At 74.3% G+C, this 12,715-nt stretch carries 10 protein-coding genes; 4 read left to right on the top strand and 6 right to left on the bottom strand.

Going from position 1 to position 12,715, the window contains the following annotated elements:
• Positions 1-103: 103 nt before the first annotated feature.
• The 4 genes from Athai_RS06560 to recO form a co-directional block, all read right to left on the bottom strand.
• Entirely contained in the window at positions 104-1,732 is a 1,629-nt protein-coding gene (locus Athai_RS06560) for a GxGYxYP domain-containing protein (protein ID WP_203960654.1), read from the bottom strand.
• Between the two features lie 176 nt (positions 1,733-1,908).
• Positions 1,909-3,186 carry a hypothetical protein gene (locus Athai_RS06555; protein ID WP_203960653.1) on the bottom strand — a complete coding sequence of 426 codons (1,278 nt, stop codon included), beginning with the start codon at positions 3,184-3,186 and terminating at the stop codon, positions 1,909-1,911.
• Between the two features lie 173 nt (positions 3,187-3,359).
• Positions 3,360-4,181 carry an isoprenyl transferase gene (locus Athai_RS06550; protein ID WP_203960652.1) on the bottom strand — a complete coding sequence of 274 codons (822 nt, stop codon included), beginning with the start codon at positions 4,179-4,181 and terminating at the stop codon, positions 3,360-3,362.
• A 142-nt stretch (positions 4,182-4,323) separates the two neighbouring features.
• The gene (gene recO, locus Athai_RS06545; protein WP_203960651.1) at positions 4,324-5,100 is read right to left on the bottom strand and encodes a DNA repair protein RecO; all 777 of its coding nucleotides are present in this window, start codon (positions 5,098-5,100) and stop codon (positions 4,324-4,326) included.
• Positions 5,101-5,186: 86 nt separating this feature from the next.
• Here recO and Athai_RS06540 point away from each other — a divergent pair, with 86 nt between their 5' ends.
• The 4 genes from Athai_RS06540 to Athai_RS06525 all read left to right on the top strand — a co-directional run bounded on the left by Athai_RS06540 (position 5,187) and on the right by Athai_RS06525 (position 9,126).
• The gene (locus tag Athai_RS06540) at positions 5,187-6,671 is read left to right on the top strand and encodes a serine/threonine-protein kinase (RefSeq protein ID WP_203960650.1); all 1,485 of its coding nucleotides are present in this window, start codon (positions 5,187-5,189) and stop codon (positions 6,669-6,671) included.
• Complete coding sequence (locus Athai_RS06535; RefSeq protein ID WP_203960649.1) at positions 6,656-7,069, top strand: hypothetical protein; 414 nt, start codon at positions 6,656-6,658, stop codon at positions 7,067-7,069. The genes Athai_RS06540 and Athai_RS06535 overlap by 16 nt, the downstream gene beginning before the upstream one ends.
• A 192-nt stretch (positions 7,070-7,261) precedes the next feature.
• Positions 7,262-8,212 (top strand): aldo/keto reductase, encoded by a 951-nt coding sequence (locus Athai_RS06530; RefSeq protein ID WP_420829766.1) that lies wholly within the window; start codon positions 7,262-7,264, stop codon positions 8,210-8,212.
• Between the two features lie 131 nt (positions 8,213-8,343).
• Positions 8,344-9,126, top strand: coding sequence for a carbon-nitrogen hydrolase family protein (locus tag Athai_RS06525; RefSeq protein WP_203960648.1), 783 nt, complete (start codon positions 8,344-8,346; stop codon positions 9,124-9,126).
• Positions 9,127-9,163: 37 nt separating this feature from the next.
• Here Athai_RS06525 and Athai_RS06520 read toward each other — a convergent pair whose 3' ends face one another.
• Both Athai_RS06520 and Athai_RS06515 read right to left on the bottom strand, forming a co-directional pair.
• Positions 9,164-11,491 carry a transglutaminase TgpA family protein gene (locus tag Athai_RS06520; protein WP_203960647.1) on the bottom strand — a complete coding sequence of 776 codons (2,328 nt, stop codon included), beginning with the start codon at positions 11,489-11,491 and terminating at the stop codon, positions 9,164-9,166.
• The gene (locus Athai_RS06515) at positions 11,485-12,699 is read right to left on the bottom strand and encodes a DUF58 domain-containing protein (protein WP_239156757.1); all 1,215 of its coding nucleotides are present in this window, start codon (positions 12,697-12,699) and stop codon (positions 11,485-11,487) included. The genes Athai_RS06520 and Athai_RS06515 overlap by 7 nt, the downstream gene beginning before the upstream one ends.
• Between the last annotated feature and the right edge of the window lie 16 nt (positions 12,700-12,715).

Below are 12,715 nucleotides of genomic sequence, written 5' to 3'. Positions count from 1 at the left end.
GCCGGCCCGGCAGCTGACCGGCGACACCCCGACCCGAAGCACCGGCGTCACCACGCCAGCAGGCGCCCTCGGGACGATCGCGGGAACGCGGCGGTGAGGTGGCTCAGCGCCGGGGCAGCTGGCGGGCGCGGCGGGCCAGCCGGAAGAACTGATCGCCGCGGACCACCGTGTACGGGTCGGACAGCGACGCGGCGATCGTGGCGACGTCGGTGGGGTTGAGGTTCCAGGACAGGATCCCGATGGACAGGAACAGCGGCGCGTCGCCGGACCAGCCGGCGGCCGAGTCGGCGATCGCGGCCTGCGCCTCGGCGACGCTGCTGGTCAGGTAGCTGACCGCCTGCGGGGTGTCGCGGTGCAGCACGGACAGTTCGGTGCGATCCGTCCAGTCCTTGAACAGTCCCAGCGGCCGCACGTCCCGGATGTAGCGGGCCGCCTCCGCGGCCGACAGCGGAACGTCCGCGCCGTCGATGCGGTTCAGGATCACCGCGGTCTGCATCCCGGTACGCCGCATGTACCGGGCGGTCATGCCGGTGAAGGCGCCGAGCGCGTCGTCCGGCCAGGGCGACGGGTAGGCGTAGCCGGCGCCGGACGGCCCGGCCATCAGGTAGTCGTTGCGCGTGGCGGTGCGCTGGTAGTGGCTCAGGAACGCCGGCGCCGCGTCGATCAGCAGCGGGTTGGTCGACCAGTTCAGCGGGACCGCACCGCGGCCCGGGTCGTCCCACAGCTGCCGCATCTTGTGCTGGTTGTACTGCAGGTTGTCGCCCTCGGTCATGGAGAACGTGACGTAGACCCGGTTGGCCAGCGGCGGCGCCGGCAGGGTGCGCTGGCCGCCGGCGACGGGTGCGGGCGCCCCGCCGAACACGGTGAGGTTCTGCGAGTGGTCGGCGGCGAGCACGATCAGCCCGTGCCGGCTGGTCAGCTCGGTACCGTCGCTCTCCCCGCCGACGCCGGCCGGCCACCAGCCGAGGAACGCCGTGCCGGGCGCCATCTCGCTCATCACCCGGTCGCCGATCGCCCGCGACTCCGGTACGTCCGGGTGGATCCACAGCGTCAGCGCCTTCGTCGCGACCGCGTAGTCGCGCAGGTCGCACAGCGTGTTCTCGGGGTCGAGGCCGATCAGGATGCGGTGTTCGGCGTGCGGCCACAGGGTGTCCACCGCCCAGCGGTACGCGCCGATCTCGTCGGCGAACCGGCCGCGCAGGTCGGCGACCACCGGCAGGTCGGCCAGCCCGGCGAGCTGGTCCGGCGCGGCGATGACCGCGTCGTGCAGCCCGGCCAGCGTGGTGGCGAGGTTGCGGGTGGCCGGCAGGTCCGGGTCGGTGACCACGACGCCGCGCACCACCGACCGGTAGCGCCGCAGCAGGTCGGCGGGCGCGTCGACCGTGCGGTACCGCAGGCCGGCGGTGTGCAGCCAGGTCAGGCCGCCCTCGTCGGCCGGCCGCAGGGTGGCGATCCGCGGCCGGGTCCGGTTCACCAGCCCCTGCAGGCTCGCCACCAGCAGCTGGTCGGCGTCGGTGGCGTCGGTGAGGTCGATCAGGTCCAGCATGTCGGGGGTGGCGAAGTGCGGCAGCACCTGGCCGCGCGGCCAGTCGATGCCGGTACGGCCGGGCGCGGCGGCGGCCGGCCCGGTGGCGGTGGTGGCGCCGAGCGTGGCCGCGCCGGCGGCGGTGCCGGCTCCGATCAGCAGCTGGCGGCGGGTGGGACGCAGGGAACGCACCGAATCCGCGAACATCGACCTTTTCCCCTCGTCGGTGGGTCAGACAACGTTGTCAAAGGCGTCGAATCGCTGTCAAGCAGCGGATGCCGGGCATCGGTGTGCAACCGGACACGGCGGCGCGGCTGCCGACCGATCCGATCGGCAGCCGCGCGCCGGCCGGTGCCGGACAGCACGGTGCCCGGCACGTACGGTCAGGGCAGGGTGGACAGCGGCACCGCGAAGACGGTACGGCCGCAGGTCTGGCCGTGGTCCGCACACACCGCCGGCGACCACTCGGTCACCGACCACACCAGCCCGGTGGCCCAGTCGTATGTCAGGGCCTCGGGATGGATCCCCCAACACGCCGGCGTGCTCGGATCGCCGCAGTGCGACGGGACGCTGGCGCTGGTGGTCTGGTCGTACAGCTGGCCGTTGGTGACCGCCGAGGAGTGCGCGACGTACCAGTGCCCGTCGTGGCCGAGCACGCCCTGCATGTTGCCGACCCCGCTGCGGTACGCCTGGCTCGCGGCCACCGTGCCGCCCGAGCCTGCGGCGAGCAGGAAGTCGCTGCCCATCGGGTACCGGTAGAGGCGGCCGTGCTTGGTCTGGTCGCTGAAGTACTCGGTGGTCACGATCGAGTCCGGCGAGGTGCTGCGGTCCAGCGACATCGAGGAGAAGCACGGCACCCCGGTGTCGGAGCTCATGTCGCAGCTGCCGCCCGCGTAGCTGTAGTAGCCGATCTGCATCATCGCGTACTTGTAGCCGTACGCCGCGTACCCGCCGGAGACCTTGCCGATCGCCGCGGAACTGCTCGACATCTGCAGGATGTGCTTGGTGGCGAAGACCCGGATCGCGGTCGAGGTGTTGCCGACCGCGGTGACGTAGATCTTGTCGCCGTACCAGGCCATCCCGCCGACGTGCGCCTTGGCCGCGGAGAACGTCGACCCGGTGCTGTTCGGTACCGCGAGGTAGACCTGCCGGAACGCCGCGGCCGACGGGGTGTTGTCGTTGATGAACATCAGCCGGGCGTCGTCGTACCGGCTCTTGCCGTCCGACCCGGTGCCGAGCGTCGACTCGCCGTGCCAGCCGGAGATGACGATCTTGTCGGCGCCCCACATCCCGTCGTCGTCGGCGTCGCCGGAGGTGGTGATCGACTGCGGTGTCCACGCGGTACTGCCGGCCCGGTCGGCGTCCCAGCACATCGAGGTGGTGGCCGTCGGCGCGATCGGCAGCGCCGCCGCCTCGGTCGAGCTGCAGCCGGTCATCGCGTGGTTGGCGTCGTGCACGACGGTGTTGGCCGAGACGTTGGGCAGCGCGGCGTCCAGCGCGCTCAACGCCGCGGGCGGCGTGGCGTGCCAGACCAGGTTCTGGGTGGCGGTGGTGGTCAGCGGGTCGCTGTAGGCCGCCGCGGCGGGAGTGGCCCAGGTCAGGAGTGCCGCGACCAGCGTCCCGGTGGCGGCGAGGATGGTGGCGGTCCGGACAGTGCGCATGCAACCTCCGTTCCGCGCCGGCGGCTGCCGGCGCACACCGCGGATCACCCGGGGCCGATGCCGCCGGGTACCGCGGGGCCGCGCCGGCACCGAGGCGCCGGGCGGCCACGCGAACGGAACTAATGTGCGCTCACGGGAACAACCCTGTCAAGAAACACCGAATGGTGCGATCTTCACGAGGAGGGCTCCGGGACGTACGGCGCCGGCTCCGGGTTCGGGATCGCCCCGCCGTACCGCCGGTCCCGGTCGGCGTACTGCTCGCAGGCGTGCCACAGGTGCCGGCGGTCGAAGTCCGGCCACAGCGTCTCCAGGAACACCATCTCCGCGTACGCCGACTGCCAGAGCAGGAAGTTCGACGTGCGCTGCTCGCCCGACGAGCGGATGAACAGGTCCACGTCCGGGATGTCCGGCTGGTAGAGGTAGCGCGCCAGCAGCTTCTCGGTGATCCGGTCGGCGCGCAGCCGCCCGGCGGCCACGTCCCGGGCGATCGCCGCCGTCGCGTCCGCCACCTCGGCCCGGCCACCGTAGTTCACGCAGAACTGCAGCGTCAGCTTGTCGTTGTCGCGCGACATCTGCTCGGCCTGCTCCAGCTCGGTGATCACGCTGCGCCACAGCTTCGGGCGGCGGCCGGCCCAGCGGATGCGTACCCCCATCGCGTTCAGCTCGTCCCGGCGGCGGTGGATCACGTCCCGGTTGAAACCCATCAGCCAGCGGACCTCGTCCGGCGAGCGGCGCCAGTTCTCGGTCGAGAACGCGTAGGCCGACAGGTACTTCACGCCGATCTCCAGCGCACCCTCGATCACGTCGAACAGGGCGGCCTCACCGGCCTCGTGCCCCTTCGTCCGGGGCAGGCCGCGCTGCTTGGCCCAGCGGCCGTTGCCGTCCATGATGATCGCCACGTGCCGCGGCACCTTGTCGGCCGGGATCCGCGGCACCGGGGCACCGGAGGGATGCGGCGTCGGCGGACGGTAGTCCCGGCGCGACCGAGGGCTCATCGCTGGCTCCTTGTCGAGAGGCTGTCGTCGTTGATGCTTCGGGCGCGCCGCGGGCCCGCTCACGGCGCGTGTTCGAGGCTAGCCAGCCTCCCCGCCGTCGGCGGCACCGGCCGGCGCCGGCCCGGCACCGGCGAGTACCGCGTCAGCCGCGGTCGACCAGCGGCAGTGACCGCAGTCCACGCTCCAGATGCCACTGCAACAGGGCGGCAACCAGCCCGCTGCCCTGGCTGCGAACCGCCGAATCGCTGTCGACCGCGGCCCGCCAGTCACCGGCCGCCAGCGCCACCAGCAGCCGGAGCGTCTCCGGGCGGGGTGCCGCGGCGCCCGGCGGCCGGCAGGTCGGGCACACCAGCCCGCCGGACGGCACGCTCACCGCCGGGCGGGAGTCGGCGAACGACTCGGCCGGCCGGCCGCAGACCGCACACTCGGTCAGCGCCGGCGACCAGCCGGTCAGCGTCATCGCCCGCAGCAGGTACGAATCCAGGATCAGCGGTGGCGGCCGGTCGTCCGGCTCCCCCAGCGCGCGCAGCGCACCGAGCGTCAGCAGGTACAGCCGCAGCGACGGTTCCTGCTCCTCCGGGGTGAACCGCTCGGCCGCCTCGGCGACCGCGCTCGCCGCCGTGTAGCGCGGATAGTCCGCACCGATCCGCTTGCCGTACAGCGAGATGCCCTCGACCTGGCTGACCACGTGCAGCGACCTGCCCTCCGCCAGCTGCACGTCCACATGGCCGAACGGCTCCAGCCGGGCACCGAACCGGCTGGTGGTGCGCCGCACCCCCTTGCCGACCGCGCGCACCCGGCCGTGCCGGCGGGTGAACAGGGTCACGATGCGGTCGGCCTCGCCGAGCTTCTGGCAGCGCAACACCACCGCGTCGTCGCGGTACAGCTTCCTCGGATAGGCCCGGCTCACGCCGACCATTGTCCCGCAAGAGGTTGTCGCCGGATCGGCGGCCGAGCGGCTCGCGCGGGTACAGGCCGACGCGACCGGCAGGGCACAATGGCCGGGTGACCGAGCAGACCGGCCAGCGCGTGCCACCGGGCCAATCCGACATCCCGGTCATCCCCGGCTACTCGCAGCTGCAGCTGGTCAGCCGCGGCTCCACCGCGCAGGTCTACCGCGCGGTGCAGGATCGGCTGCACCGGGCGGTCGCGATCAAGCTGTTGCGGGTCGACGACGGGCTGACCACCGCCGAGCAGGTACAGACCGAACTCGCCACCACCGTCGCGCTGTCCGCCCAGCCGCACATCGTCAGCATCATCGACACCGGCAGCACCGACACCGGCCGGCCCTACATCGTGATGGAGTACTGCGAGGGCGGCTCGTACGGGCACATCCTCGCCCGCGGTGGCCCGCTGCCGGTCAGCGAGGTCGTCGACGTCGGCGTCAAGGTCGGCGAGGCGCTGCAGGCCGCGCACGAGGTCGGCATCATCCACCGCGACGTCAAACCGCACAACGTGCTGCGCTCCAAGTACGGGCCGGCGCTGACCGACTTCGGTATCGCCCGCGCCGCGAACGACCTGTCCGGCACCATCACGCTGCACAAGCTGACCCCGCAGCACGCCTCGCCGGAGGCGCTGCGGCGCGAGCAACAGGGCCCCGCCTCGGACGTCTACAGCCTGGCGTCGACGATGTGGAACCTGCTCACCGGGTACCCGCCGTTCGCCGACCCGGGCGACAACTCCCCCGACCCCTTCGAGTACCGCGATCGGGCGCTGCGCGACCCGCTGCCGCCGATGCCCCGCCCGGACGTACCGCCGTGGTTGCACGACGAGCTGCTGCGGGCGATGGCGAAGACACCGGCGGAGCGGCACGCGAGCGCCGGCGAGTTCGCCGCGGCGCTGCGCCGCGGCTGGTTGCGCAGCAGCGGCGAGCTGTCCACCCCCAGCGACGCCTACCCGGCACCGAACGGGGCGGCGCAGGCCGGCCCAGCGCCCGGCATCCCGGGTCCTGGTGGCGCCGGCCCCGGCGCGGCCGGGCCGGGCGCAGTCGGGCCGGGCGCAGTCGGTCCCGGCACTGGTGGGCCGGGCGGAGTCGGCCCCGGCGCGGGCGGGCCGGGCGGGCCCGGTCCTGGGGCCCCGGGCCGGGAGCGAGCGGGCCGGTTGCGGCTGGCGGGGCCCCGGCGCGGCACAGCGGGCCGGATCTGGACAGCCCTTTCCCGCCGTCACCGTTCGACCTGCCACCGGGCGAGCAACTGCCGCCGATGGACCCGTTCACGCCCGCGGAGGCCAACCCGTTCGCCGCCGGTAGACCGGCCGGCACCGACCACCCGGCCCCGGGCTGGCCGACCCCCGCCGCCCCGGCCGGCTGGTCGGCCGCGCCGCCGCCCACCGCGCCGAACCCCGGCACGCAGGTACCGGTACCTGCGCAGCCCACCCCGGTACCGGTCACCGCGCCGCCCACGCCGGTACCGGCCGGGCCGCAGCCGGATCAGCCGCGTCGGCGGATCGGCATCTGGCCGTTCGTCGCCGCCGCGGTGGTCGGCATCCTGATCGGGGTCGGCGCACTGGTGGTGCTGCGGTTGGGCGACAAGCAGAAGACACCGCCGCCGCAGGCCGCGTCACCGACCGCGCCGACCAGCGCACCGGCCGCGAGCCAGGACGCGAAACTGAAGCCGACCGGGGTGCAGCTCGCCGACCACGGCAGCTGGGTGCAGCTGAGCTGGACCGACCACACCAACGGCGCCGCGCTCTACCTGGTCACCGGCGGCGTCGCCGGCACCACGCCGACCAAGCTGGCGCAGCCGGCGCACACCACCACGGCCCGCATCGACGCGCTGCGCACCGACGCCGACTACTGCTTCGTGGTGATCGGGATGACCGACGTCGACCACGTCAGCCCCGGCGACCGGGTCTGCACCCACCGCACCGGCTCGGCCACCCCCCGCTGACCCACCGGTGCGGGCTTGGTCACAGCCGAATCGCAGTGCCGGTGTGGCGGCCGAGGACATCGCCGTCGACGCGAACTTCGGGGTGAATCAGGCCCGCCCCCGCTACGAAGAAACATACCAGCGGCCAGACCTGTCCGGTATCGGCCGGATGAGCGAATGCGCTGGTCGGCACGCCTGCCTAGGTTCTGCACCATGCCTTCGAACACGCCGACACCTGCGGGCACGACGCCGACCCCGCCCGCCGCCCTGCCGACGAACGACCCCAGCGCCGACACGGCCGGTACCTGGCGGCTCGGTGACCGCACCGTGCACCGGATGGGGTTCGGCTCGATGCGGCTCACCGCCGACCCCGACCCGGCCGCCGCGATCCGGGTGCTGCGCCGGGCGGTCGAGCTCGGCGTCGACCACATCGACACCGCCGCGTTCTACGTGTCGCCGGGCGGCACCCTGGGCGTCGGCACCGGACCGGCCCGCTACGCCACCGAGCTGATCCGCACCGCGCTGACGCCGTACCCGCCGGAGCTGGTGATCGCCACCAAGGTCGGCTTCGCGGCCGACGACGGCGGGCAGCTGTCGGAGGCGAACAGCCCGGCGCAACTGCGCGCGCAGGTCGAGGAGAACCTGCGCCGCCTCGGCCGGGACCACCTCGACCTGGTGAACCTGCGGATCGTCAAGCGGCCCGGGCGCGACTCGATCGCCGAGGCCTTCGGTGCGCTCGCCGAACTGCGCGAGGCCGGGTTGATCCGGCACCTCGGCCTGTCCAACGTCCGGATCGACCACCTCGACGAGGCGCAGCGGATCGCGCCGGTCGCCTGCGTGCAGAACAGCTACTCGGTCGACCACAACCGCACCGACGACGAACTGGTACGCGTCTGCGGCGAGCGTGGCATCGGCTACGTGCCGTTCTTCTCCCTCGCCGGTAGCCGCCGGGAGTCCGGCGCCCAGCAGGACCACGGTGACGCCGTCCGGACGATCGCCCGCGCGCACGAAGCCACTCCCCAGCAGATCCGGCTGGCCTGGGCGCTGCACCAGGGCCGGCACGTCCTGGCGATTCCCGGTACCGGCAACGTCGACCACCTGGCGAGCAACATCGCCGCCGGCGCGATCCGCCTCACCGCAGCCGAACTGGCGGCCCTCGGCTGACAGTGCGGACCTCGGAACGGCCGCCCGCCCGGCCTGTCCCGACCACACGCCCGCTCCGCTGCCCGGATCACGATCGCGTCGTGGCGGCCACCCGGCGGAGGCATCCCACCGGCGCGGGAGACGATGGCCGGATGCAGATCTCGGCAGCGGTAGCGCAGTTCCCGATCGGCTGGGACATCGAGGCGAACCTGGCGGCGATCACCGCCGCGCTGGCGCGCACCCAGCCCGGTGACCTCGTCGTACTGCCCGAAGCGGCGGTGTCCGGGTACGGCCCGGACCTCGCCGACCGGCTCGTCTCGCTCGACCCGGCGCGGATCGAGCAGGCCATCGACCTTCTCGGCGCTCTCGCCCGGCGGCACGAGATCGACGTGTGCTGCGGGTCGCTGCGGTACGAGCAGGGCGGCTGGTGGAACGCCGCGGTGTTCCTGGGCGCCGGCGGCGAACGCTGGACGTACCGGAAGATCAACCTGGCCCGGATCGAACGCGGCGTGCTGCGTGCCGGTGCCAGCCTGCCGCCGCGGACCGTACGGCGCGGCGACGCCGAGGTGACGCTCGGCGTTCAGCTGTGCCGGGAGATCCGCTACCCCGAGCAGTGGCAGCAGCTGGCCCGGTCCGGCGCGCAGGTGTTCGGCTACCTGACGAACGCGGCGAACGCCGACGCGCCGGCCGGGGTCTGGCGCAGCCACCTGATCAGCCGCGCCGCCGAGAACCAGCGGTACCTGCTCGCGGCGAACCTCGCCGACCCCGACCAGCACTGCCCCACCATGATCGTCTCGCCGCACGGCGAGGTACTCGCCGAACTCGCCCCTGGCGAGACCGGTGTGCTGCGGGTGTCGCTGGATCTCACCGCGGTCAGCAACTGGAATCTCGACCAGCAGCGCCGCGACGTCGTCGACCTGCGCTACACCGGCTGACCGACAGGGCCGGCGCCTGGACGCACGGTGGGCGCGGTCAGCGCCAGAACAGCGGGCGCGGGTCCAGGCGCCAGCGCAGCCGGGACAGCAGGCCGTGCCGGGACCGCAGACCGCGGTGGTAGTCGAGGGCCAGCTCAGCGGCGCGCGCCGCGTCGGCCGACGCGAACGTCACCTCGGGTGCGAACCCGACCGCGTTGACCGCCTCGGCCAGCGGTCGCAGGTCCGGCAGCGGCGGCGTACCGGGCCGGTCCGGTACCTCGCTCGCGGCCAGCCCGGCGACCTCCGCGGCGCTGGCCGCGGGTTCCGGCCGGTGCCCGGCCAACCGCAGCGCCTCCCGGATCTCCGTCCAGGCGCCGATCACCCGTTGCGCCGGGGTACCGGTGCGCAACCGCCGGCTGCTGCGCCGCGACCGCAGCACCGGTACCGCGGCGATCAGCAGCAGAAGCAGCAGCGCGGCGGCGATCCCGCCGTACGCACCGGGCGGCAGCGCGCCGGCACCGGCCGCCGCGGCCTTCGACGAACCCGACGGCGCCGGTGCCGGCTGGCTCGGCGCGGCGCTCGGCGCGCCCTCGTCGAGCTGCTGGCTCTTCTTGCTCTGCTCGCTCTTGGCCTGCGGGGTGTCCTCGTCCGGTGGGGTGGCGCCCTTCTTCGCCACCGGCGTCGGATCGAACGCGACCCAGCCGTGCCCGGCCAGGTACACCTCCGGCCAGGCGAACGCGTCGCCCGAGGTGACCTGGTAGCGGTGCGCACCCAGCTTCGTGCCGGCGTGGAAGCCGACCACGACCCGGGTCGGCAGCCCGACGACCCGGCCCAGCACCGCGAACGCCGAGGCGAACTGCTCGGACGTGCCGCGCCCGCCGCCGGCCGACTTCTTCGTCAGCAGGAAGTGCTTGAGCGTCACGTAGCCGTTGCCGCTCGGCGCCTTCGACCAGTACTCGTACTTGGTGCGCAGCAACTGCTCGATCAGCAGCGCCTTGCGGTACGGTCCGTTACTGCCGGCGGTGCGCTGCGCCAGCGTGATCAGCTCCGGCGGCGCGCCGGGCGGCACCGTCAGGTACCGCTGGGCGATACCGGGCGGCACGCTCGCCGCGGCCAGCATGTCCGGGTCCTGCCGCGGCACCGCGGACACGGTCTGGTAGGTCAGGCCGGGCTTCAGGCCGTCCGGGGCCAGCACCGCGCCGGCCTCCGTGTCGTACCCGACCCGTACCCCGTGCACCTCCCGGGGCGCCGCCACCACCGGCAGCCAGCTGCCGCCCAGCGTGTCGACGGTGACGTCCTGCCGGACGGTCGTGGTCGGGTCGTCGATGCCGGTCGGCGGCGGCAGCACCGCGCCGGCCGCCCGGTAGGTGCGGTCCGGCTGCCAGTTGATCCCGTCGAAGCCGGACAGCGTCGCCCACTGGATGCGCGCCGGCTTGCTGGTCGTCACGGTCAGCAGCTTCTGGTGCGGGTCCAGCGCCCAGGCACCGAGCATCCCCAGCGGATTGAGCTGATCGAGCTGCTGCTTCGGCGGCACCACGTAGCTGCGCGGATCCACCGGCTGCCGGTGTATCGCCGAGGCCACCACCGGCCCGCCGAACAGCGCCGCCGCGGCCAGCACCGCCAGCACCACGACCGCCGCGACGAGCCGGCGCGCCGCCGCGAACCGGCCCGCAGCCGCGCCCGGCGCCCCGGCCACCGCCGGGTCCGGCGCCACCCGCACCTGCCAGGGCCGGGCCGCCGCGGCCAACAACACCGCCAGCGCCACCGCGAACCCGGCCACCGCCGGGTAGGACACCGCACCGTTCGGCCCCACCAGGATCAGCGCGCCCACCAGCAGCACGGTCGGCGGGATCGCGGCGAGGCCCGGCCGGCGCCGCGCACCGGGAGCCACCCGCAGCGGGCCCAGCAGTACCGTCGCGACCGCCGCGGCCAGCCAGCACGCGGCGATCGGCAGCAGCACCGTGTCCGGCTCGGGCGGTACCGGGATCGCCGAGGTCAGGATCCGGGCGCCGGAGTTGCGCACCGCGTCGAACAGGGCCGAGCCGACCCCCTTGGTCGGGTCCCGCAGCGCCGCCGTCGCGCCGACCAGGCACGCCGCCAACCCGGCCAGCCCACCCAGCAGTGCCAGCAGCGCCGGCGCCCGGACCAGCCGCAGCAGTACGGTCAGCGCCACCGCGCCGAGCGTCGCCCCGGCCAGCAGCACCGGCAACTGGGTACCGGCGAAGATCCGTGCCGCGAGCAGCCCCGCGACCAGGGTCGCCGCGACGATCGCGACCAGCGCCACCACCACCGGCGCCACCCGCAACCGCTCGCCGTCGCGGCCCGGACCGCCGGGCGCGGAAGTGGCCGGTGCAGCGGCCGGCCGGGTCACCGGCGGGCTCACCATGCCGACACCGAGTCCCAGCGAGCCCCGAACTCCTCGGCGTCGTCGGCGGCCAGGGTGATCACGCCGGGCAGCGCCCGGGCCGACAGCCGGTCCACCGCGCCGTCGCCGAGTACCGCCACCACCACCGTCGGGTACACGTCGCGCAGCAGCCCGATCGAGTCCACCGACCCCGCGGCGCCGGCCTGGGCAGCAGAGCCGGCGGAGCCGGCCTGGTTCGCCGAGCCGGCGCCGGTGACCAGCACCAGCGTGTCACCGCGATGCCGCTGCCGCAGCTTCTGCACCGCGGTGGGCAGCGCGCCGTCTCCGGGCGCCACCTCGGCCAGCAGGTCCAGGTACGGCCGGGCCCGGCCGGCGCCGCCACCGGCCTCCGCCCCGGTCAGGCTGCGCCCGCCGACCAGGTGCAGTTCCACGGTCAGGTCCGCGGTCAGCGCCGCGAGCAGCACCGACGCCGCCGCCGACACCGCCTCCTCCAGCGACTGCTCGGTGTGCGCGGACGCCCGGTCGTCGAGCAGGATCACGATCCGCGGCAGGCTGGTGTCCACGTGCTCGCGCACCATCAGCTCACCGACCCGCGCCGAGGTACGCCAGTGCACGTGCCGCAGGTCGTCGCCCGGCACGTACTCGCGCAGCGCGTGGAACGTGATCGAGCCGTACTGCACCGCGTCGACCACGCCGTCCAGGCTGCGCGCCGCGCCCACCGGAACCCGGGACAGCCGGTACGAGCGCGGGTGCACCCACACCCGGGTGGCGCCGCCGAACGTCCTCGCCGCCCGGACCAGGCCGAGCGGGTCCTGCCGGGCAACTTCCAGCGGGCCGACGTCGAGCACGCCGCGCCGCTCGGTCGGCAGCAGGTAGCCGGTCCGGGCCGCGCCCCCGGCCGGCAACCGGACCGCCGGGACCGGCACCTCGGTCTGCTCGCCGCGCTGCGACACCAGCCGCTCGGCACCGGTGAGCCCCTGCGCCCGCCAGCGTGCGGTCGAGGTCATCGCCACCGTCGCCCGGCACGGCTCCCCGGCCACCACCCGGTCGGGTTCGATCTCGCGCTCGACGGTCAACCGGGGCGGCCAGCCGGCCCACACCAGCGCGATGAGCAACGCCAGCACCGCGACCGCGCCGAGCGCCGCAAGCTCCCGGTAGCCGGCCAGGAAGCCGCCCACCGCGAGCACCACACCGACCGCGCCGACCGCGATCCCTCGCCGCGTCGGCATGTTCAGCGACGTCCGA

The sequence above is a fragment of the Actinocatenispora thailandica genome (assembly GCF_016865425.1).
Taxonomy (GTDB): Bacteria; Actinomycetota; Actinomycetes; order Mycobacteriales; family Micromonosporaceae; genus Actinocatenispora; species Actinocatenispora thailandica.
The sequence above is the reverse complement of the archived record's forward strand: the minus strand, read 5'-3'. Positions and strand labels throughout refer to the sequence as shown.

Coding starts and splice junctions, on each gene's coding strand:
- Athai_RS06560 (WP_203960654.1), bottom strand. CDS start 1,732: ATGTTCGCGGATTCGGTGCGTTCCCTGCGTCCCACCCGCCGCCAGCTG.
- Athai_RS06525 (WP_203960648.1), top strand. CDS start 8,344: ATGCAGATCTCGGCAGCGGTAGCGCAGTTCCCGATCGGCTGGGACATC.
- Athai_RS06555 (WP_203960653.1), bottom strand. CDS start 3,186: ATGCGCACTGTCCGGACCGCCACCATCCTCGCCGCCACCGGGACGCTG.
- Athai_RS06520 (WP_203960647.1), bottom strand. CDS start 11,491: ATGGTGAGCCCGCCGGTGACCCGGCCGGCCGCTGCACCGGCCACTTCC.
- recO (WP_203960651.1), bottom strand. CDS start 5,100: ATGGTCGGCGTGAGCCGGGCCTATCCGAGGAAGCTGTACCGCGACGAC.
- Athai_RS06550 (WP_203960652.1), bottom strand. CDS start 4,181: ATGAGCCCTCGGTCGCGCCGGGACTACCGTCCGCCGACGCCGCATCCC.
- Athai_RS06515 (WP_239156757.1), bottom strand. CDS start 12,699: ATGCCGACGCGGCGAGGGATCGCGGTCGGCGCGGTCGGTGTGGTGCTC.
- Athai_RS06530 (WP_420829766.1), top strand. CDS start 7,262: ATGCCTTCGAACACGCCGACACCTGCGGGCACGACGCCGACCCCGCCC.